Here is a 22336-nt window from a genome sequence, read left to right as displayed (position 1 = left end):
TGGATGACGTCGGGGCGGGGCGCCGGCTGCCCGGTGCCCCGCCCCGCGATCCCTACAGGCCGGCGGCCACCGCCGCCGTCCGACCGCCGACCACCGGCAGGGTGATCCGGCTGCGGTCGAAGTGGACGGTGATGTGGGCCCGGTTCTGCTTGGCCCGGCTGCTGTAACCGGAGTACGACCCGAGCAGGACCACCCCGATCTGGTTGCCGGCGTCGAAGACGTAGTCCTCGGGCAGCAGGTTCAGGTCGACCTCGGTCTTCTGGCCGGGCACCAGCGGCGTCGACACCGACGGCGAGGCGAGGTTGAGGCCGTCGATGATGCCCTTGGTCACCAGCTCCTGCGGGTTGGTGGCGATGTTCTTCTCCACCTTCTTGTAGCAGGCGTCCTCGGCGAAGCCGCCCCAGGTCGCCGTCTCACCCCAGCAGTCCTCCTCCGTCAGCGTCCGGACGCCGTCACCGGCGGTGCTGAAGCGCTGGCGGGTGCCGTAGTCGACGAGCAGCCCGGCGAAGCTGGTGTCCTCGCCGTCGACGGTGGCGTTGATCTTGACGATCGGGGTGCCCGAGATGTGCAGCGGCGCCTTCAGCGGCGCGGAGAGGAACACCAGCCGGTTCTCGGTGTTCGCCGCCGGGTCCGACGGGTGGCGGATCGCGTTGGTCTGGGTCATCGTGGGCGTGTCCTGGAAGGTCGCCTTCGCGTTGCCCGGACCGGACTTGACGGACAGCCCGCCGGCGTTACCGGCGGTCGGCGCCTGCAGGAACACCTGGGTCGGCTGAGTGTTCGGCAGCGGCCAGGTGGCGGCCGTCTCCCACACGTCCGGCAGCCGCTCGATGTCGACGGCCGGCTCCCGCATGATCCCGTTGTCGATGCCCTGCAGCCAGAAGTCGAACCAGCGGTGCAGGGTGTCGACCCACTGCGTCCGGCGGAAGTCGAACGGGTCGACGTGGCCGGTGCCGGTCATCCAGAGCTTGCGCGGCACGCCCTGCGCGCCGAGCGCCTCCCACCACTTGCTGAAGTGGTCCGGCCGGACGTTGTCGTCGTTGATCCCGTGCACGACGAAGACGCTGGCCTTGACCCGGTCGGCGTGCGGCACGTAGTCGCGCTCCGCCCAGAAGTCGTTGTAGTCCCCGGTGACGTCGTCGCCGCCCTGGCCGAGGGCCGTCCGCACCGGCGCACAGTACGCCCGGCGGGCCGGGTTTGTGACCGTGTTGGCGAGGCTGCCCGAGTAGTTGTTCGCCCGAGTGACCAGGCCGTTGCTGCGCGAGTAGTCGTACCAGCTCGAGATGGCCGAGATCGGCACGATCGTGGTCAGCCCGTCCACCCCGCTCGCTGCCGCGGCGTTGGCCAGGGTGCCGTCGTACGACTTGCCGATCATGCCGGTCCGGCCGTTGTGCCAGTCGGCGACGACCTCCCGCCCGGCGGCGTCGTACCCGGGCCGGCGCCCGTTGAGCCAGTCGATCGCCGTCGGCGCGCTGATGTTGTCGGCCCGACCACCGGTGACCGGGCAGCCGGTCGAGTTGTTCGTGCCGATCATGTCCAGCAGGACCATCGCGTAGCCGCGCGGGACGAAGTAGTTGTCGTAGAAGAGGGGCCATTTGTCGTTCAGCCCGTCCCCGTCGACGTCGGCCTTGCACTCGCTTTCGTTGCCCCGGCAGACAGTCGAGTAGTACGGGCTGGCGTCCATCACCACCGGAACCTTGAGCCCGTTCTCACTGGCCTTCGGTCGCATGATGTCCATGGCCACGACATCGAGCTTGCCGTCGCCGTCCGTGTCGACATCAGAAGTGACGAAAATCCGTTCCCGAATGGCGTCGGCATAACCGAAGGCCGGTTGGGTGACGCCGTTGGAAATCACCAACTCAGCGCGCTCGTCGGCGCCTGGTTGGGCCAGTGCGCCGCTCGCCGGCAGGCCGGTGGCCACGACCGCCAGGGCCACCACCGACGCCCGCCAGGCGCGTCTTCCTCTTTGCATCCGTGCTCCTCCTCCCACAGTGCCGTCGACCAGCGGCTTTGAACCCCTCCGTTCGGCGGGCACCCGCCACCGCCCCGACGGTCGCACCGAACCTACGGATCGGCGCGTGCGCAGGTCATCGGACACCTGTGGAAGATGGCCGCCCTCGGCTCCTACGCCTGTCGCAGGGCGGAAGCACGACTTTCGGCATTCATCGTTTCGTGACGAACAGTCATTGACACAGCGCGTGACGTGAGTTGAGGATTGGCCCACCCGCCGGTCGATCGTCCACCCCGGACACCTGTCCGGGTTCAATTTCCGACGCTGGTCCGCCTTGCCGCACCGGCTCCGGTAGGCGATTTCCACCGGCCCTCATCCGTCGGTCGTGCCGAACCTCCGCAGCAGCACGTGGGACCCCGATTCCACCGACCGTCGCTCGCAGTTCCGTACCCACGACAGAAAGGGCAACTATGCGAATGCCGAACTCCGGTGACCGCCGCTGGCGGGCACCGGTCGTCGCGATCGCGGCCGTCTCGGCCGTGCTCCTGGTCAGTCCGGCCTCGGCCGTCACGCCACCCGCCGAAGACACCGGCGCGAGCACCGAACTGAACCGGCTGCCCGACGAGGCGGCCAGCGTGGTGGAGGTCCTGCTCGCCGACCGCAACGAACTGGACGAGCTCGTCGCCACCGGCGTCGACCTCGACCACCACGCCGAACAGACCGAGCACGGCATCGTCGCCCACGCGGTGGTCACGCCGACCGAGGCCGCGGCCCTCCGGGCCCGGGGCTACCGGCTCGGCGAGACCCTCCTCGAGCCGAGCGACTCGGCGGACCGCGTCGAGGAACGCGAGGCGACCATCGCCGCGCACGTCGCTGAGAACCGGGCGTTCACCGCGGCCCTGCAGACCTCCGAGACCTCGGACGTCAAGATCATCCGCGCCGACTACTACACCTCTGGGACCAGCCAGATCCTGTCGGTCGAGGCGAAGTGGGCCCAGGGCCAGACCTCGACCAGCACGCTCACGGTCGTGCGGGACAGCGGCCCCGGCACGGAGCTCGGCTCGGGCGGCAGCCAGAGCATCTCCCGCTTCGTGGACGCCGGCGTCTACATGTACCACCGGGGCGCGTCGGCGGTGACGACCCGGCCGGACCGGATCCGGATCACCAGCCCGACCGGCGGGGTCGCCGTCGCCCAGGTCAAGGAGTGGCTGCCCATCCCGGCCGACAACCCGGAGGGCCCGGGCTACCAGAAGGACTTCGTCACCAGCTACCTGACCCCGACCGAGCTGTACGCACGGATCCACCAGCTCGCCGCCGAGTTCCCCGACCTGGCCGAGATCGTCGAGCTGCCGTACAAGACGAACGGCTACCGCCGCAAGGCGCAAGTGGTGCTCGGCACCACGAACGCCAACCGGGTCGCCGTCGACTCGCTGGCCTGGGGACACGAGGGCGGCAACGGCATCTCGGTCGAGCTGGTCAACCCAGGTGCCGCCAGCCGTCCGCTGTCGGTGAGCGTGACCGGCAAGGACATCCGGGTCAGCCTGGCGACCAACGCCAGCGGCGCGCTGACCAGCACGGCGGCCCAGGTCGCCGCGGCGTTGAACGCCAACGCCGGGTCGCTGGTCCGGGCGTACACCTACCGCGGAGACGCCGGTGCCGGTGTGGTCGCGACCGCCGCCAAGACGGTGCTCACCGACAACCTGAAGGCGCCGGCCAGCGTGTCCCGGGATCCCCACCCGGTGTACGCGATCCGGATCGGCAAGGTCCGCGACGGGTCCAAGACGGGTGTCCTCGCGTACGCCCAGGAGCACGCCCGCGAGTGGGTGCCGCCGCTGGTCGCGGTCGAGACCGCTGAGCGGCTGCTGCGCAACTACGGCCACGACGGCCGGACCAAGCAGCTGCTCAACAACCTGGACATCTGGATCGCCCCGTCGGTCAACCCGGACGGCGGCCACTACTCGTTCTACGACTTCAACTCGCAGCGCCGGAACATGACCAACCACTGCCCGTTGACCGGGTCGGCCGACGCGCTGGCCCGCAACTCGTGGGGCGTGGACAACAACCGCAACTACACCGAGTACAGCCTCTTCGACGGCTACTCGGGCGCGTCCAGCAGCTGCACCAGCGACACCTACGCCGGCCCGAGCGAGCTGTCCGAGCCGGAGGACAAGAACGTCGACTGGCTGGCCCAGCACAAGAACATCAAGTTCTCGATGAACCTGCACTCCTCCGGCAACTACTTCATGTGGTCGCCGGGGGCGTACGCCACCCCGGGCCGGATCTCGGCGCCCCGCCCGACCCTCGCCGAGGAGTCGTTCTTCTGGGGGGCCTCGTCGCGGATCCTCACCGCGATCAAGCGGCAGCGCAACATGGCGGTGACGCCGGCCCGGACCGGCCCGATCTCCGACGTGCTGTACTCGGCGGCCGGCAACTCCGGCGACATGCTCTGGTACAAGTACGGCATCTACGCCTGGAACTTCGAGGTGGGCACCTCGTTCCAGCCGGGGTGGGACGAGGCGCACCAGGAGGCGATGGAGTTCTCCAACGGCCTCGTCGAGCTGATGCGGGTGGCCCGGGACTTCGACACCGACTACCAGCGGCCGGAGAGCGGCCTGTCGGTGAAGCCCAGCGCCACGCCTGGCATGGTGGACGTGACGTTCACGGTGAGCGAGCCGGCTGCGGTGTTCTACACCGTCGACGGCAGCGCACCGACCTACTCCTCCACGCTCTACGCCTCGTCGGGGATCCGGGAAGGCGGAGAGACGCTGACCCTGCCCGTCGGGACGAAGGTCCACTGGTTCTCGGTGGACGCGGCCGGCAACGTGGAGCAGAACTACCGCGCTGACGGCACGGGCAAGAACTTCCGTAAGGGCAGCGCCGTGCTGCCCACCAGCTGACGGAAACCGACCCGGGTGCCGGGTACGGGGGGCATGCGCCCGCCGTACCCGGCACCCGGCCGTCTACGACAGCGGGCGGCCTGCCGGAGAATGCCTGCTCCCGCCGATAGGCGCGGATGCTCACCGCAGCCAGCCCAGGAAGCGCCGGTGCAGGGTGCCGGCAGGTGCCCGGGTCAGATCCTCGGCGGCGCGCACGAACTGCGATCCCATGTACAACGCCAGGGACATCGGTGCGTCCACGAACTCCGCTTGCAACTCCCGGCGCCGGGTCGCGCACGGCCACGGCGCCCCGCAGCCGTCACAGCTCCAGATCGGCAGCACCGGCCCGTGCGTGCTCACACCCGCACCCCCAGGTAGCGCGCCGTGATCGTCCGCGCCTGCCGGCTGGTCGCCCAATCCACCTGCCAGCACCAGCAGCGACCACCACACGCGGCAACCGACACACATCCCATCCAGCCCACGGACGTGCACCGCGAGGATCGCCCGTTCCTGATCGTCATTCACTCGGCTGCTCCGTGCGGCCAGTGGCCCCGGTTGATCGGGATCCGGTGCCGGGCATGGCAGGGCAGTTCGACGCCGCATCGGCAGATGCGCCGCCAGTCCCGCCAGGACCAGACCGGCCGGTGTCGTCGGGCGAGGGTCAGCGCGGCCTCGAGCAGATATTCGTCGTACGAGACGCGCTGCCTGCCAGGAAGACCAGCCCCCGCTCGGCTCACCGCTGGCCCCTCGTCCCGTCACCGGTGCGCCGACCCGGCGTCCGTGGCACGGTCGGCACGCTCTGCGTCGACTCGCGGTGCCAGGGCGTGTCCCGCAACCGCTCCGCCTGGTCAAGCAGCCGCCGCTGCGCCTCCGCGTGCTCGCTTGCCTGGTACCGCTGCCCGGTGCCCGGTGGTGGCGGCGGCTCCGGACGCCGGAACAGCCACCGCACCAACCTGCACAGCTCCGACCAGATCGCCACAGGTTCCGCCTCCACGTCGAGCGTCGGAAGGCGGCGAGGTCTCGTCAGGCCGTATCGGCTCCCTGGTGTAAAAGGTCCCCGCCGCCGTCGGTGACCTGGACGCTACGAGCGGTCACGGGCGGCGGCGGGGACAGTTTGTACCCGAGGGAGGGTTACCCCATCACCCCGATCGCGAGCGCCAACTCCCGCGCGTCCTCCCCAACCGTGCCCGGCCGGTTCGACAGCTCCAGCGCGACTGTGCGGGCGAACGGTTGGTGGCGAACCGTGTCCACGCTCTCGCGCAGCGCGCGGCCGAGCAGGTGCATGGCTGCGACCTCGCCTCGGTCCAGCATGTGCGCCCGAGCGGCCTCGATCAGGGCGGCAGCCCGACGGGTGTGCGACGGCAGCGCGCGGAAGTCGGCCGTGTCGGCCCGCCGGACGGCCTCACCAGGTCGGCACAGATCCGTCTCGATGGTGACCGCGTACGCCGCGCAGGCGGCCGGCCCGAACATCAGCCAGGGGTGAGCGTACCGTTTGCCGAGCCGGCTCGCGGCGTCCTCGGCGGCGTCCCACGCGCGCCATGCCTTTCCGGCCTGCCCGGCCTTGCTGTGTCCGAGCGCGATGCCCAACTGCGCCTGCCCCCACCGCGCCAACTGTTCAGCACCCGCTGCCGGGTCGACCAGGCCGGAGGCGTCAACGAGCACCTGCTCAGCGGCGTCGACCTGGTTCGCGCCCCGGTAGACATGGGCGTAGTACCAGGCGGCCACGGCGATCGCCGCGGGGTCATCGGCATCCTGCGCGGCGAGCATCGCCCGGTCGGCGGCGAGCCACACCAACTCCGGATACGGCTGGTGGGCCAGGTACAACTGCGCGAGGTGGTAGACGCGCGCCAACTCGATCAACGCCTGTCGGCGGGCCAGGCCGTCCAGCCGGCGAGCGCTGCGTTGCGCGTCCGCCAGCAGCCTGGGGAGCACCGTGGCGACCGCCGTACGCTCGACGGTCGACCGGTGCCACAGCGCCCACGCCTGATCGACCAACCCGCGCAGCACGTCGACCGACGTCGGCGAGCCGACCGGCACCTTACTGCGCTGGATGGCGGCGGCGACCCCGTCGACGTCGGGGTGACCGGCGCGGGTCACCGATGCCACCGGCAGGGACTGGTCGCCGGTCAGGTCAGCCAGGTCGGAGATGTCGAGGACCTCAGCCAAGCGGAGCAGCATCGGCAGGCGGGGCGGAAGGAGGCGGCCGTTCTCCAGGGCCTTGACCCATTCGGCGCTGCGGCCGACGAGCCCACCGAGAACCGGACGCGTTTTGCCTGCACGTTGGCGGTGGGCGCGGAGGCGAGCACCGAAGGTCGCGGGATCGGTCATCGTCGTCTCCCAGGTAGCGGTCTGGGCAGCGGGCCGCCGGCCGCTACTCCGGCGAGCCGCCAGAGTCGACGGTACTCGCGCGGCAGCCTCCACGCGCCCTCGTCGCAGCCGAGTTTCGGAAGAAAAGCCGCGCAGAACGTGCCGACCAGACATGCCGAACGGTCAGTCAAGCCGCCCGCACAGACCTCGGCCGGATGACGCCGACGGCGCCCGCAGCTACGCCTCGAACACACTCACCCACGCCATCGGCAAGCCGCCGACCGGAAAGCCCGGCTCGGCAAGACAGGTGTCGATGTCGCCTCGGGCGCCTCTGCCGGCCTGCTCACCGGCCGACCACGCCTTGTCACCTGGGTAGACGTCGTCACCAGTGGTTGTCCTTGGTCGCTGATGATCGGCCTCCGACAGGGGCCTGGTGACGGCCTGGACCTGGTCCTTTTCGACCTGCCCCGTAGCCGGCGCGCCCCGGCCCTCTGACCCCTCGCTTGCAAGCTCTGCGCGCTTCGTCCGGCGGTCTCCGTCCGGGTCGCTGGCCTTGAGCGATCGTCCGTAAACCCCGGCCGTCGGTGCCGACCGGTGTTGTCCACTGCGTCTGGCACGGATCGGGCACGAGCTCGGCCTTCAGGCCATCGACAGTCGATCACGTATCTCACGCAGAACGGCCTCTAGCGCCCCAGGGTCGGTACGACCTCCGAAACGGGATCAAGCGACGACAGCTGCAGTCGTTCAAGGGCAGCCCCGCCACCGCGCTCGCAGATCTCCCGGATCAACTCGTCACAGGCCGTGCCAAAGACCTCGATGTGGTGAACCGTGATGTCCGTAACCGGGTGATCGCTCGGCCTTCCGTTTGGCATGACACCAATCGTGCCAGCCACCCGATGCGGTCGAGGAGGACCCGCCGCGGCGGCCGATGCCTGCCGACGGTCGCCTGCAGGCCGGCGCGTACGGGCTTACCACTTCATCCCGAACGAACTGCCCCTGCTGACCGACTGAACGGGCTCGCGTCGGGCGCCGTGAGGTGCGGGCCTACTGTTGCCGCCGGGTTGTGAGGTCGCGACGCAACAGCTCGAGGAAGTAGGTGCAAGCCTCGCCCTCTGTCCGGAAGACTCGGAGGCTGCCCTTCATCCCGCGTTCGGAGTAGTAGACCTCCAAGCCCGCTGGGCCGAGGTCGAGCACATAGCATTCGTTGGCTCCGATGCCGCCGTGCAGCCGGTAGCTGTCGGGCGCGAAGCCCTCACGTGGAAGGACGTTCTCCAAATCTGCTCGCGTCAGGTCGTCCACGAACTCATCATGCCCAATGGCCGACGGCTCTTGGCCCGCTGGCTGCCGTACAGCGCCCAGAAGCAGCAAGGCCACCTCCCGTTTCCGGGAAGTGGCCTGTGTCCTGCGAGGGCGCCGGGCACGGGTGGAACCCGTGCCCGGCGCCGATCGGATTACAGCGAGCGGACTCGCACGTCGCGGAACTCGATCAGGTCGTTCGTACCGTGGTTCTGCAACCCGACGAACCCGCTGAGGAACTGCCGCAGGTCGGTCGGCGGGTCACCGGCACGGGACGACGCCTTGCCGGGTGTGTTGTCGAACTCGTTGATCACGACGCCGTTCCGGATGATCGTGTAGTGCTGCCCGACCACCCGGACCTCGTAGTCGTTCCACTGGCCCTTCGGGGTCGCCCCGGCCATGTCCAGACCCTGCGGGTCGAAGTTGTAGATCGACCCGGTCTTCTGCACCTCGCCGGTGGGCCCGTCGTAGATCTGGATCTCATGGCCGCAGTAGATCGCCACCCAGGCCTGCGAGCTCCGGGCCGAGCCGACCGTGCCGCAACTGCCGGCCGGCCGCTGGTCCAGCGGGATCCGCGGGTCCGGGAACCGGGTGAAGACCCCGCTGTTGGCGTACGTGCTGCCGGCGGAGACGTCCCGGAACTTCAGCCGGAAGGAGAAGTCGGCGAACTCGTCCTTGGCGTACCAGAGCATGCCGAGCCCACCCGAGCTGCGGATGGTCCCGTCTTGCTGGAGGGTGAACGACCCGCTGGGCGCCTGCCGCCAGTCGGCGAGCGACGCCGCGGTGCCGTCGAAGAGCGTCTGGTACCCGGCGACCTTGCCGATCTTCGACTGGGCCGCGGAGGTTTGCAGCTTCTGCGCCTCCTTGTTGTCCACGATGCCACTGGCCCGCAGGTCGTTGACCACGTCGGCGACGTGGCTGACGAACTGGCCGTGGTTCGTCCAGTTCCGCTCGTCGTCGATCAGGTCGTTGATCGTGCAGCCGCCGCCGGCCACGTGGTTGGCCACGCCGGTGTCGGTGTCCAGCAGCTGTACCGTCTTGCGGTTATCCGGCGCGGGGCAGCCCGTGGTGACGGTGATCTTCGCGGTGGACACCTGGCCGTCGGCGTACGTCACCTTGAGGGTGGCCTCGTAGGTGCCGTATCCCGCGTAGGTGTGGGTCGGGTTGGCCTCCCGCGACGGCGCGCTGCCGTCACCGAAGTTCCACTCCCACGCCACGCCGCCGGCCCGAGCCGACGAGAACGCGATCGTCTTCGGCTGGCTCGGCGTGACCGCCCGCCAGGTGGCGTCGCTCGGCCGCGGCGTCGCCTCGCCACCGGCGTACGCGACCCGGATCAGCTTCTGGTTGGAGTGGAGGCTGAAGAAGCCACCGGCGTAGTCGAGCATGTACAGCGCCCCGTCCGGGCCGAACTTGGCGTCCATCCAGGACTGGAGCTGAGTGCCGCCGCTGCCGGAGCGGATGATCTGGCGCAGGTCCTCGGCGAACGCCGGCGGGCCGGCGCTGGCGACCTTGGCCGGGTCGACCGTGACGGCGATCCGGTTGTTGGCATTGGACTCGTCACCGATGAACCACTTGTTGTCCCAGTACGCCGGCCAGGCAACGCCGCTGTTGGTGTCGACCTTCGACCGGTGGTAGGTCGGTCCGTCCATGATGGCCTGACCGCCGCCCTTGAGGTACGGCTGGGTGAAGGTCTCCTCGCCCACCACGTACGAGGGCAGCCCGCTGCCGTCAGTCCGCTTCGGGTAGACCGGGCCACCGCCCTGCGGCGAGTACCAGATCATGTTGTCCCGGGCGGGCGGGATGTTGACCAGGCCGGTGTTGCGCGGCGACTCGTTCTTCAGGTTGTCGCAGTCGTACCAGCCGGCCAGCACATTGGCGTCGGTGTTGCTGCGGTCCCGGTAGGGCTGCCGGTTACCCATGCAGTACGGCCAGCCCTGGTTGCCCGCCGAGGTGATGATCGTGGCGGTCTCGTACTTCGCCGGGCCGAGGTCCGGGCTCGGGCCGCCGGCGTCCGGGCCGACCCAGGCCGCGGTCAGCCAGTGGTTGACCGGGTCCCAGGCGATCCGGGCGATGTTGCGCACGCCCATCACGTAGATCTCCGGGCGGGTCTTGCCGCCGCCCTCCTCCTTGCCGGTGAACAGGTTCCCGGCCGGAATGGTGTAGGTGCCGTCCGACTCCGGGTGGATCCGGATGATCTTGCCGTTGAGGTCGTTGGTGTTGCCCGAGGTACGCCGGGCGTCCTGGAACGAGGTGCCCTTGTAGTCCTGGGTCCAGTTGTTGCCGGAGTAGCCGCTGGAGCCGCCGGAGGAGTTGCTGTCACCGGAGCCGATGTAGAGGTTGCCGCTCTCGTCGAACGTCATCCCGCCACCGGCGTGGCAGCAGCTGTGGATCTGGGTGTCCCAGCTGAGCAGGTCCTTGCGGGTGCTCTGGTCGAGCGTCTGCTTCGCCGCGTCGTAGGTGAACCGGGAGACGGTCCGCTTGCCGATCCGCTTGTCCCGGTCGATGGACTCGTGCGGCATCCAGTAGACGTAGACCCAGCCGTTCTCGGCGAACTTCGGGTCCAGGGTGATGCCGACCAGCCCCTCCTCGTTCTTCACCAGCTCGCTGCCGCTACCCCGGTTGCCCATCACGGCGAGGGTGGTCAGCAGCTTGACCTGCTTGGTCTTCGGGTCCCACTGGTGAATGGTGCCGCAGCCCAGGCCGACCTTGGGGTCGTCCCAGTTCACGATCGGCCCGCTCGGGCAGGCGGCCTTGCCGATGTAGAAGACCTTGCCGTCGGGGGCGACGGTGAGGCCGTGCGGCTCACCGATCTGGTCGAGCTGCCCCGACTGGTTGGTGGTGGTGAGCCGCTCGATCCGGTAATTCGAGGCGATGGTGGCCTGGCAGTCGCCGCGGACCAGGCCCGCCGACCACTTGATGGCCCCGGCCAGGTGGCCCTGGAACTGCTTGTCGCTGGTCCAGCTCGCCTCGGTCCGGCCCATGCCGGTGTAGAACGACCGGCCACCCTCGAAGTCCTGACACCAGGAGATCGGGTGGAAGGCGCCGTTACCGCTCAGGCCCGGGTTGTAGGTGCCCTCCTCGACCTGGGCGATGGTGTGGACCTTGCCGATCGGGCTGGGGTCCCAGTTGATCCACTGGTCGGAGCGGGTCCAGGTCAGCGGCAGGTCCTTGTTGGCTGGGTGCTGCCGGTCGGTGAGGTCGATGGTGGCCTTCTGCACCGTGCTGTCCGGCGCGGGCCCGGCGTCCGGCCCGATCAGCCACAGCTCGGCCAGCTGCACCAGCGGCTCGCCGCTGTTCGCCGTGACGTTCAGCCGGTAGTGCTGGTAGGCCGTCGTGTTGGTGAAGCTGTACTGCTTGGTCTGGAACCGCTGCGGGAAGGTCTCGTTGCTGCGGCTGTCCAGATCGGTCCAGGAGCTGCCGTCGTTCGAGCCCTGCAGGGTCCAGTTCTTCGGGTCGCGGCCGGGGAAGTCGTTGGCCGAGGTGAGCGCGTACCGGCTCACCACCACCGGCTTGGCCAGCTTCGCGGCCAGCCAGCCGGTTGGGTTGAACGTCAGCCACTTGGTGCCGGTCGACCCGTCGATGGCCTTCGCGGCGGTCTCGTTCGGCGGGTTCTCCGCGCTCGCGGTGGCCGAGACCGGCTTCTCGGCGTTCGGCAGGCTGGCGGCCGGGCGGGTGCCGATCAGGCCGGTGAACCAGGAGGACTCCGGCTGGGCGCGCGCCGCGTCGTGGACGCCGACGAAACCGCCGCCACCCTTCACGTACGCCTGGAACGCGGCCTCCTGGGCCTCGTTGAGGGTGACGCCGTTGGCGGAGAGGAAGACCACCGCGCGGTAGCGGGCCAGGTTGCCGAAGGTGAACACCGCCGGGTCGGCGGAGTCGTCGACGCTGAAGCCCTGCTGCTCGCCCAGCTCACGGATGGTGGCGGTGGCCCGGGCGACCGGGTCGTCCTGCTTGTCCACCGGGCCATGGAAGACCAGCACCTTGACCGCCGCGGCGGCCTCGGCGGCGGCCGCCGCGGGGGTGACCGCCTGGGCGGGCAGGGCCAGCACCCCGAGCGCCAGGGCGGCGCTCGACGCCAGGGCGCCGATCCGGCGCCCGCGGGTGCGACGCACCGCGGCCGGGGTGAACGGTGTGGGTGTGGTGGTGGATCCCGTCGAGTCGGCGCGGGAGCGTCCGACCCATCGGGAGAACCGGAAATGGCGTATGTCGGCCATCTCGACTCCTCCTGGTTTGAGGGACAGGTTCTTCCGGGTCGTCCATCTGCCGGTGAGGTGAGGCGCTCACCGGAGCGTTGGGTGCGCGACCGCCGGCGCCACCCGGATCGGGCGGCCGGTGCGGCGGGTCGCTGGTGGTGGTGCCGGTCCGGGGGCTGCTGGCCAACCGACGGCGGTCAGCAGCCCCGGACCCGTCACTTGTGCTGGTGCTGGCCGCCCTCGGCGGGCGCCGCGGCGGTGCCGGCAGCGCCAGTGGCGCCGGTGGCGCCGGTGGCGCCGGCCGCGCCGTGCTGGTGGCCCATGCCGGGCGGCATGTTCCCGTTCTCGTCGAGGACGTGCAGCATCGTCGACATGCCGGCGTCGGAGTGGAACTGCATGTGGCAGTGCAGCATCCAGTGCCCAGGTCCGACCGAGTCGCCGGCCACCACCTGGACGCCGAAGGAGTCACCGGGGCCGAGCGTCTTGTTGTCGATGATCGGTATGGAGTCGACGAACGGCTGCCCGTTGTTGCTGATCACCCCGGTGCGGGTGTCCGCCCAGGAGTGCCCGTGCAGGTGGAAGGTGTGCATGTCGTTGCCGATGCCGACCACGACGAACTCCACCCGCTCGCCCTTGCGGGCGACCAGGCAGCTCGGGCCCGGCTGCGGGTTCACCTCGGTGCAGGTGTCCGTGGCAGCGCCGCGGCGTAGGTTGATGCTCTGCCGGTCACCGAAGACCACCGTGTAGGTCCGGTCCGGCTTCGGGTCGCCGGGACGCCGGACGACCAGGCCGCCGAAGAGACCGGACGAGAGCCCCTGGGTGCCGTGCGGGCCGCCCACCACGTGGTCGTGGTACCACCAGTAGCCGGCCGTGCCCTGCGCCCCGGTCCGGTTGTTGCGCGGCTGGGCGTACCAGGTGTAGGTGCGCGATTCACCCGGCGGGACGTACGACGCGCTCTGCACCGTGCCGTCGGACTGCTGGGTGTACTTGACCCCGTGCACGTGCAGCGAGACGCCCAGCGGGTGGGCCGGGTCGGTGCGCAACGCCGCCAGGGTCTCGGCAGACACCTGGTTGTGCAGGGTGATGGCAAGGCACTCCCCCTCCATCATCTCCATGAGGGGGCCCGGGTAGGAGGCCGTCTGCGGGGTGAGGCCGTAGCCGAGCCGGATCTGCGTGCCGTCCTTGGGCAGCTCCACTGCGTACAGCTGGATGCTGCGGTCGGGCTTGCCGCAGCCCTCCGGCTTCTCGGCGAACATCCCGGTGCCGGCCGCGGCCAGCCCGCCGGCGCCGACGAGGGTGAGCAGCACGACGGCCGCGACCACCAGCATCCGCCGGGCCCCGCTACGCGGGCGCTCGGTCCGGCCGCCCAGCGGCCCGGTGGCCTCGCTCGTCGGATCGACGGCCGGCTCCGGCTCGGGTGCCGGGTTGCCGTCCTCGACCAGCCGCCAGGCGCTCATCGGACACCCCGCAGCTCGACCAGGCGCTGGTAGCTACGCTCGGCGGCGCCCAGCGACCCCGGGGGGTTCGGCTGCGCGCTCGGCGCGGTGTCCTGCTCCCACAGGAACTCGAAGCGGCCCCGGCCCTTGAGCTCGCCGAAGAACTCGTGGAACGGGATGACTCCGGCCCCGAACTCCACGTCCAGGTAGGAGTTGCCCTGCTGCGGGTTGGGCAGCGGCACGCCGTCCTTGACGTGGAACAGCGGGAAGCGGTGCGGGTGGGCGTTGACGTAGTCGACCGGGCGGAAGCCCGGGTACTTTCGTGCCCCGCCGTACGCCCACAGGATGTCCATCTCTAGGAACACGTACCGGGGGTCGGTCAGGTCCAGGAAGAGGTCGTACAGCCGCACGTCGGGTCGGTCTGTCGCGAAGCTGAACTCGATGGTGTGGTTGTGCTGGTAGAGCTTGATGCCGCGGGCCGCGGCGGCCTCGCCCCAGGCGTTGAACTCGGCGGCGGCGGCCTGGTAGCCGGCGATGGTCCGGTTGCCGGTAGGCGCCTCCGCCGTGCCGATCGCCGGCATGCCGAGGATCTCGGCGACGTCCAGCTCCCACTCCAGGTTGGTGCGGAAGTCTCGCAGCCCACGGTGGCTGCCAGCCGCCTTCAGCCCGTTGTCGTCGAGCAGCTGCCGGATCTGCTCCGGAGTGACGGCGCCCACCGAGCCCTGGGTGTAGCCGGCGAACTCCACCTCCCGGTAGCCGATGCGGGACAGCTCCTCGAAGACGGCGGCGAAGCCGACCTGGGCGATCTTGTCGCGGACGCTGTAGAGCTGGATGCCCAGGTGCCCTTGCGGGATGAGCTTGCCCTGGCCCCCCTGGTCGGCCCCGGCCGGCAGGGCGCCGGCGAGGCTGGCCGCGCTGACCGCGACCGTGGAGCCGGCAAGACCCCGCAGCAGGGTACGTCTGTCAATTCTGTTCCTTGCCATGGTGGTTTCCTTCCGTTCGCTCAGCAGCAGGAGTTCGGGCCGCCCGCCGGGCCGCCCGGGCAGCACGGGGTCAGTGGGGCGATCCGGACGTTGCGGAAGCTGATGACGTCGTTCGTCCCGTGGTTCTGCAGCCCGACGTAGCCGCTGGCGTGCTGCCGGCCGGCGCCGCCCGGGTCGTCCGCTCGGGGCGGGCTGAACACGGCGTCGGGGACGTTGACGAACTCGTTGATCAACTTTCCGTTGCGGAACACGGAGTAGTGCTGGCCGACCACCCGGATCTCGTAGTCGTTCCAGGTGCCCTTGGGGGTGACCCCCGCGCCGGCCAGATCGACCCGGTCGAAGCCGTACACCGAGCCGCTCTTGTACTGGTCACCGTCGGTCCGGTCGAGGATCTGCAGCTCGTGGCCGTACTTGATGGCGACCCACTCGGGCCGGGACTCCGCCGGGTGGCGGCGCACGTCCGGGAAGCGGACGAAGACACCACTGTTGGCCCGGCCGTCGCCCGGAGCGTCATCGCGCCACTGGAACTTCAGCGAGAAGTCGCCGTACTGGGCGACCGGGTACCAGAGCACGCCGAGCCCGGGCACCGGCTTGCTGGTGATGGACCCGTCGGCGTTGCGGGTGAAGCCACCCGCACCGACCTGCTGCCACTTGCCGAAGGACGCGGCGTTGTCGTCGAGGATCGGCTGGTAGCCGTTCTTCGTGTCCGGCTTGCCGACGCCGGAGCGGCCAGCGGCGCTGGCCAGTTTGCCGTGCTCCTGGTGGCTGATGACGCCGAGGTGGTGCAGGTGCTCGGCGACCGAGTTCACGTAGGAGACGAACTGGCCGTGGTTCGGCCAGGAGCGCTCGTCCTCGATGACGTTGTTGATGGTGCAGTCGCCCGCGACCACCCGGTTGGGCACGCCGCTGTCGACGGTGCCGAGCCAGACGGTGGGTCGGGTGTCCTTCACGCACTCCGGCTGCGGCCCGCTGGCGACCACCGTGAAGGTGACCGAGGCGGTGCCGGAGGTGTTGCCGGCCTTGTCGGTGGCCCGGTAGCTGACCGTGTGCTGGCCCGCCTGGTTGACCGTCACCGGCGCGGAGTACCTGGCGTACGCGCCGCCATCGAGGGAGTACTCGACCCGGTCCACGCCCGAACCGCTGTCGCTCGCGGAGATGATCACCGTGGCGCTGCCCACGTACGCCCCGTTGTCGTCGAGCTGCCCGGAGACGGCGGCGGTGACGGTCGGCGGGGTGGTGTCCGGGGCCGGCGGGTCGACCACCGTGAACGACACCGACTGCGGCGTGGAGGTGTTGCCGGCCTTGTCGGTGGCCCGGTAGCTCACCGTGTGCTGCCCCACCTGGTTGACCGTGACCGGGGCGGAGTAGCCGGCGTAGGGCTGCCCGTCGAGGGAGAACTCGACCCGGTCCACGCCCGACTGGGTGTCGGTGGCGGAGAGGGTCACCGTGGCGCCGCCGATGTACGCGCCGTTGGCGTCCCGCTGGCCGGTCACCGCGGACGTCACGGTGGGCGGCGTGGTGTCGGCCGGAGGCGTCTCGACCACCGTGAACGCCACGGACTGCGGCGACGACGTGTTGCCCGCCTTGTCAGTGGCCCGGTAGCTCACCGTGTGCTGACCCGGCCGGTTCACCGTCACCGGCGCCGAGTACGCGGTGTAGGCGCCCCCGTCGAGGGAGTACTCGACCCGGTCGACACCCGACTGGGTGTCGGTGGCGGAGAGCGTCACCGTGGCACTGCCCACGTACGCGCCGTTGGCGTCCCGCTGGCCGGTCACCGCGGCCGTCACCGTGGGCGGCGTGGTGTCCGTGGGCGCCGGCTCGACCACCCGGAACGACACCGACTGCGGCGACGACGTGTTGCCGGCCTTGTCGGTGGCCCGGTAGCTCACTGTGTGCTGACCCGGCTGGTTGACCGTGACCGGGGCGGAGTAGCCGGCGTAGGGCTGCCCGTCGAGGGAGAACTCGACCCGGTCCACGCCCGACTGGGTGTCGGTGGCGGAGAGGGTCACCGTGGCGCTGCCGATGTACGCGCCGTTGGGGTCCTTCTCCCCCGTCACCGCCGCCGTCACCGTCGGCGGGGTGGTGTCCGCCGGAGGCGTCTCGACCACCGTGAACGCCACCGACTGCGGCGACGAGGTGTTACCCGCCTTGTCGGTGGCCCGATAGGTCACCGTGTGCTGACCCGGCTGGTTGACCGTGACCGGCGCGGAGTACCTGGCGTAGGCGCCGCCGTCGAGGGAGTACTCGACCCGGTCCACGCCCGATTCGGTGTCCGTGGCCGACAGGGTCACCGTCGCGCTGCCCACGTAGGCGCCGTTGGCGTCCCGCTGGCCGGTCACCGCGGCCGTCACCGTGGGTGGGGTGGTGTCCGTCGGCGGCGGTTCGACGACCCGGAACGACACCGACTGCGGCGTCGAGGTGTTACCCGCCTTGTCAGTGGCCCGGTAACTCACCGTGTGCTGACCCGGCTGGTTCACCGCCACCGGCGCCGAGTAGATGGCGTACGGCTGCCCGTCGAGGGAGAACTCAACCCGATCCACGCCCGACTGGCTGTCGGTGGCAGACAGCGTCACAGTCGCGCTGCCCACGTATGCCCCGTTGGGGTCCTTTTCCCCCGTCACCGCCGCCGTCACCGTCGGCGGCGTGGTGTCCGCCGGAGGCGTCTCGACCACCGTGAACGCCACCGACTGCGGCGACGACGTGTTGCCCGCCTTGTCAGTGGCCCGGTAGCTCACCGTGTGCTGACCCGGCTGAGTCACCGTCACCGGCGCCGAGTACGCGGTGTAGGCGCCCCCGTCGAGGGAGTACTCGACCCGGTCGACACCCGACTGGGTGTCCGTGGCGGAGAGCGTCACCGTGGCACTGCCCACGTACGCGCCGTTGGCGTCCCGCTGGCCGGTCACCGCCGCCGTCACCGTGGGTGGCGTGGTGTCCGCTGGCGGCGTTTCCACCACCCGGAACGACACCGACTGCGGCGTCGAGGTGTTGCCGGCCTTGTCGGTGGCCCGGTAACTCACCGTGTGCTGACCCGGCTGGTTCACCGCCACCGGCGCCGAGTAGATGGCGTACGGCTGCCCGTCGAGGGAGAACTCAACCCGATCCACACCGGACTGGGTGTCGGTGGCGGACAGCGTCACCGTGGCGCCGCCGATGTACGCGCCGCTGGGGTCCTTCTCCCCCGTCACCGCCGCCGTCACCGTCGGCGGAGTGGTGTCCGCCGGAGGCGTCTCCACGACCGTGAACGCCACCGACTGCGGCGACGACGTGTTACCCGCCTTGTCAGTGGCCCGGTAGGTCACCGTGTGCTGACCCGGCTGGTTCACCGTCACCGGCGCGGAGTACCTGGCGTAGGCACCGCCGTCGAGGGAGTACTCGACCCGGTCCACGCCCGACTCGGTGTCCGTGGCCGACAGGGTCACCGTGGCACTGCCGACGTACGCGCCGTTGCCGTCCCGCTGACCGGTCACCGCCGCCGTCACGATGGGCGGCGTGGTGTCCGTCGGCGGCGGCTCGACGACCCGGAACGACACCGACTGCGGCGCCGAGGTGTTACCCGCCTTGTCAGTGGCCCGGTAACTCACCGTGTGCTGGCCCAGCTGGTTCACCGTCACCGGCGCCGAGTAGGTGCCGTACGCCCCGCCGTCCAGGGAGTACTCGACCCGGTCCACGCCGGAGCCGCTGTCGGTCGCCGACAGGGTGACCGTCGCGCTGCCCACGTACGCCCCGGTGGGATCCTTCTCCCCGGAAACCGTGGCGCTGACCGTGGGCGGCGTGGTGTCCGATCCGCCGCCGGTGACCACCAGCAGGCCGGTCATTCCGCCGTGGCCTGGGATGGCGCAGAAGTACCGGTAGGTGCCGGGCGAGAGCACCACGTCAACAGTCCACCGGCCCCCCTTGCTGTCCGTCGGATCCGCCAGGATGTTGACGTCGACGTCGCTGTTGTACCTCGGGTCGCCCGTTTCGAACGTGAGGGTGTGCTGCATTCCGGTGGTATTGCCGGTAGCCCGGCTGTTTTCGAAGACCAGGGTGGCCGGCCCGGCCGTGGCGGTGGTCGGCGCCGACAGGTACGACAGGAAGTTGTCGCCGGCGGTCCAGGTCAGGACCTGGGCCTGCAGTTGCGACGAGGATTGAGGCCCGGCCGTCGCCGACCGCTCGGTGTCGGTCGGACGCGCGTTCGCCGGGGAGCCGGTCAGGGCGGCGGTCAGCAGCAACAACATCGCCGCGATGACCGCCACCGATCTCCGGAGCCGGCTCGCAGAGAGCCGATCCCGCGGTGCGGATGGGTTCATTGATGCCTCTTTCACGGTCCGGGAACAACCGGGCGGAACGTGCGTCGGCCCGTCGGTATCAGGTGTCGTCAGAGGTGCTTCTTCGGGTGCTCGCAGCCCGTCGGCCCCTCCCTGGCCGCGCGGGGTCCCCGGCCGTGGCCGGCGGCCACGGTCGTCCTATATGGATGGTTGGTTGATCCCGGTGTCAGCGGCGAGCCGGTTCGCACGCGGCGCCGGGCAGGGTCGCGCGTCGGAGCTGATCTGGTCGTGTCGGGTACGGACGGACGTCGGTCGATCCTGGGCGCATGCCTGCGCCAGGTCGCCGTGGTGCGGCGTTGACCCGGGGTGGCCGTCGCTGGCCGGTCATGACCCTCCGACGGGTTGCGCCGTCTGAAGGCCACGGTCGAGAACTACTGTGCCGGTAGTTCATCTCGACGAAACATATTGATGGTGCCCGACAGTACTAACTTCCTCTCAGGCTGTCCATAGCTTTCGTCGGCTCACGGACTACTTTTCTTCACGGCAGACGAAAGTGGTCGGTAGATTCCTACCGCAACCCTCCCGGGTCTCACCGCACGGCGACAGAGGCGCTGACGGTGCACCGGTGGGCCGGGTTCCGGCGGGGCTCGATCGCCAGGTCGACCGACGGGTGAACGTGCGCCATCCGCATGGAGCGGCAATCCCCGCCAGTCGGGCGGGCCCGCCCACTCCGGAGGGTGTTCGCCCTGATCAGGGGCCATAGAAGCGCATGGCTTCCCGATTTCCGCAGCCGGCGCGGTGATCGACCGACCCGGTTGCCGCGGTCACCCATTGATCTGCGCCCACGGCCGTGTGATTGTGCTCCAGCGAGTCGCCGCCCCCGGCGGCTCGGACGGTCGATCCGTCGAACCGGGGCCACGCCGGCAGCTCCGGGATCGACCGTCGTCCCGCCTCATCGCTACCCCGCGCCGCGTGTCCCCACCGGGCTCCATGCTGCGCGCCTCGGAACAGGAGCTAACCCTAAAGCTCTCAACCCGCCTCGCCGCGCTCTCCGGCGCGGCCGCGGCCGGCCTGCCTCAGCTCGGGCGGCCCGCCCGCGTCCCCGCGTCAGGGACGCGGCTGAGGCGGGCCATCACGTCGTCCACCGCCCGGCTGAACAGCTCCATCTGCCGTACCGACTGCTCCTCGATGCCGCCGAGCCGCGCGGCCAGGGCGTCAACGTCGGCCCGAGCCGAGGCGCTGACCTGGGCGTCGAGGGCGGCGAGGGCGGCGTTGACGGCCAGCACGACGTGCCCGCAGACCGCCTCCATCCCGTCACCGGCCAGCTCCGGGTCCACCGTCACCGACTCCAGCCGGCCACCCTGAACCACCACGGCCCGGACCCGACCGCCGGCCGCCGCGCCCTCGGCGCGGAGCAGCTCGCCCGGGTCGCCGTCGGGGTGCTCGGCCGCCCGCGAGCGCATGGCCGACAGCGCCTGCTGCGTCCTGGTGAGCAGCTCGTCGAGGCTTGCGGCCGCGGAGAACGAGTCGTTGGTCATATCCGCGCCTTCTTCACGTCTTTCCGGAGCACCGCGACGATAGCAACCGCCCCCGACCGGGACACCGCGAGCACCCGGGGCCCCGATCACGAAAAAGTGGCCTTCCCGGGCGGGGAGGGCCACTCTTTCCGTGTATCAGCGCGCAGTGTGGGGCGCCCCACCTGCCAGGAGTGTCAGCGCAGGCGAAGGTGCTGGCCTGGGAAGATCAGGCCCGGGTTGTCGCCGACCACGCGCTTGTTGCGCTCGTAGAGCGCCTGCCAGCCGCCGGCGAGGTGGTTCGCCTCCGCGATCAGCGACAGCGAGTCACCCGACCGGACCGTGTAGGTCGCGCCGCCCGACGCCGGCGCGGTACGCCGGTGGCTGCGGGTCGCCGGCTGGTCGCCGCGGGACGACCGGTCCTTGGTCACCTTCTTGTGCGACTTCGTGGCGCCCGAGTCCTTGGTGGAGTAGTGCTTGGTCGAGCCGCCCTTCTTGCCGCAGACCGGCCAGGCGCCGATGCCCTGCCCGTCGAGGACCTTCTCGGCGACGGCGATCTGCTCGCTGCGGCTGGCCAGGTCGGCGCGGCTGGCGTACTTCTGGCCGCCGTAGCCGTTCCAGGTGCTCTTCGAGAACTGGAGGCCACCGTAGTAGCCGTTGCCGGTGTTGATGTGCCAGTTTCCGCCGGACTCGCACTGGGCGATGGCGTCCCAGTTCACGCTGGATGCGCTGGCCGGGGCGGCCGGCCCGAGGATGGCGGCGGCGCCGGTGGCGGCGCCGACGACGAGCGCCCCGACGGCGAAGCGACGCTGCGTGGTGCGTCGGTGACGTGCGACGTGTTCAGTTGACATGTGGGTTCCTCCACGCCGACGAGGTGAGCTGTCGGGTTCGGGCCGAGGAGCCCGGCCGCCGGATGGGCGGCTTCACCCCGAGGTGTCGAGCACCGAGGAACATGTGGGTCCCCCGCTCCCGCCTGAGGTCCAGGTACCGACGGGCCGGCGGCGGGATTAGGCGTTACCGGCCCGTGGTGTCCGCGATCGCGAACGCAGTCGACATTAGGGACGGTTTCGGATGATCGCCCACTTCTTGTGAAGTTCTTCACCCGGCCGAGCGAAGGCCACACCGTTCGAGTTGCGCGGCGTCCACAGGTGCCTTACAAGCGGCCATTCAGTACGTCAGGCCGAATGCCTGCGGAAAGAGCGGAACCTGCCCGTCGCCGGCGTTGATGGGCTGCTGGCCGACGGAGTTCATCCAGGTCATCGGCAGTTTGCCGGTCGGCGCGTACCCGCCGAAGAGGACGTCGGCGGCGCCGGCCAGCGCTGCCGTCGATCTGGTCGATGCCGTTCCAGCCGGACACGACGAAACCGGAGAAGCCGAACTCCCTTGAGGACAGTGACAGGCCAGCAAGATATTGATCAGCACCACTACAATCGCCGCCCTGTGCGAAGAATCCTTGCGGTTGCGGGAGCGGACGCGCGCCGATCCGGCACCGACTACGGTGGCGAGGTCCGGCACGGTCGCCGGGCCCGGGTGCGC

Annotated in this window: 13 protein-coding genes, 2 pseudogenes and 1 riboswitch; of the genes and pseudogenes, 1 reads left to right on the top strand and 14 read right to left on the bottom strand. The window is 70.2% G+C overall.

Annotated elements, in window-relative coordinates; all coding sequences use genetic code 11:
- Positions 1-52: 52 nt before the first annotated feature.
- Positions 53-1969 (bottom strand): Xaa-Pro dipeptidyl-peptidase, encoded by a 1917-nt coding sequence (locus A6A27_RS06015; protein WP_073833532.1) that lies wholly within the window; start codon positions 1967-1969, stop codon positions 53-55.
- Between the two features lie 449 nt (positions 1970-2418).
- On the opposite strand from A6A27_RS06015, the gene A6A27_RS06010 reads away from it, so the two are divergent.
- The gene (locus A6A27_RS06010) at positions 2419-4845 is read left to right on the top strand and encodes a M14 family metallopeptidase (RefSeq protein ID WP_073833531.1); all 2427 of its coding nucleotides are present in this window, start codon (positions 2419-2421) and stop codon (positions 4843-4845) included.
- Positions 4846-4965: 120 nt separating this feature from the next.
- Here the strand turns inward: A6A27_RS06010 and A6A27_RS06005 are convergent, their stop codons facing one another.
- The 13 genes and pseudogenes from A6A27_RS06005 to A6A27_RS42910 form a co-directional block, all read right to left on the bottom strand.
- Entirely contained in the window at positions 4966-5184 is a 219-nt protein-coding gene (locus A6A27_RS06005) for a hypothetical protein (protein WP_073833530.1), read from the bottom strand.
- A pseudogene (locus tag A6A27_RS47105) lies at positions 5181-5508 on the bottom strand (hypothetical protein). Before A6A27_RS47105 ends, A6A27_RS06005 begins: the two are co-directional and overlap by 4 nt.
- Before the next feature lie 49 nt (positions 5509-5557).
- A complete protein-coding gene (locus A6A27_RS05995; protein ID WP_241825094.1) occupies positions 5558-5818 on the bottom strand; it encodes a hypothetical protein in 261 nt (86 codons plus the stop codon).
- 137 nt (positions 5819-5955) lie between these two features.
- Positions 5956-7152: a helix-turn-helix domain-containing protein gene (locus tag A6A27_RS05990; protein WP_073833529.1), complete on the bottom strand. Its 1197-nt coding sequence runs from the start codon at positions 7150-7152 to the stop codon at positions 5956-5958.
- A 618-nt stretch (positions 7153-7770) separates the two neighbouring features.
- A pseudogene (locus tag A6A27_RS47100) lies at positions 7771-8024 on the bottom strand (hypothetical protein).
- 151 nt (positions 8025-8175) lie between these two features.
- Positions 8176-8430 carry a hypothetical protein gene (locus A6A27_RS05980; RefSeq protein ID WP_073833582.1) on the bottom strand — a complete coding sequence of 85 codons (255 nt, stop codon included), beginning with the start codon at positions 8428-8430 and terminating at the stop codon, positions 8176-8178.
- Positions 8431-8582: 152 nt separating this feature from the next.
- The gene (locus A6A27_RS05975) at positions 8583-12641 is read right to left on the bottom strand and encodes a ThuA domain-containing protein (protein ID WP_083672457.1); all 4059 of its coding nucleotides are present in this window, start codon (positions 12639-12641) and stop codon (positions 8583-8585) included.
- A 194-nt stretch (positions 12642-12835) separates the two neighbouring features.
- Positions 12836-14077 carry a multicopper oxidase domain-containing protein gene (locus A6A27_RS05970; protein WP_073833528.1) on the bottom strand — a complete coding sequence of 414 codons (1242 nt, stop codon included), beginning with the start codon at positions 14075-14077 and terminating at the stop codon, positions 12836-12838.
- Positions 14074-15039: a sugar phosphate isomerase/epimerase family protein gene (locus A6A27_RS05965; RefSeq protein WP_073833580.1), complete on the bottom strand. Its 966-nt coding sequence runs from the start codon at positions 15037-15039 to the stop codon at positions 14074-14076. The genes A6A27_RS05970 and A6A27_RS05965 overlap by 4 nt, the downstream gene beginning before the upstream one ends.
- Before the next feature lie 20 nt (positions 15040-15059).
- Positions 15060-19328 carry an OmpL47-type beta-barrel domain-containing protein gene (locus tag A6A27_RS44855; RefSeq protein WP_443189948.1) on the bottom strand — a complete coding sequence of 1423 codons (4269 nt, stop codon included), beginning with the start codon at positions 19326-19328 and terminating at the stop codon, positions 15060-15062.
- A gap of 1034 nt (positions 19329-20362) precedes the next feature.
- Positions 20363-20824 carry a YbaB/EbfC family nucleoid-associated protein gene (locus A6A27_RS05955; RefSeq protein ID WP_073833526.1) on the bottom strand — a complete coding sequence of 154 codons (462 nt, stop codon included), beginning with the start codon at positions 20822-20824 and terminating at the stop codon, positions 20363-20365.
- A 173-nt stretch (positions 20825-20997) separates the two neighbouring features.
- Positions 20998-21651 carry a LysM peptidoglycan-binding domain-containing protein gene (locus A6A27_RS05950; RefSeq protein ID WP_073833525.1) on the bottom strand — a complete coding sequence of 218 codons (654 nt, stop codon included), beginning with the start codon at positions 21649-21651 and terminating at the stop codon, positions 20998-21000.
- Positions 21650-21824, bottom strand: a riboswitch (cyclic di-AMP (ydaO/yuaA leader). It overlaps the preceding gene by 2 nt.
- A 143-nt stretch (positions 21825-21967) precedes the next feature.
- The gene (locus A6A27_RS42910) at positions 21968-22315 is read right to left on the bottom strand and encodes a glycoside hydrolase family 3 C-terminal domain-containing protein (RefSeq protein ID WP_158073950.1); all 348 of its coding nucleotides are present in this window, start codon (positions 22313-22315) and stop codon (positions 21968-21970) included.
- Between the last annotated feature and the right edge of the window lie 21 nt (positions 22316-22336).

The sequence above is a fragment of the Micromonospora sp. CB01531 genome (assembly GCF_001905095.1).
In the GTDB taxonomy this organism is placed as follows: domain Bacteria; phylum Actinomycetota; class Actinomycetes; order Mycobacteriales; family Micromonosporaceae; genus Micromonospora.
Note: the sequence above shows the minus strand (reverse complement) of the source record. Positions and strands in the feature narration are given on the sequence as shown.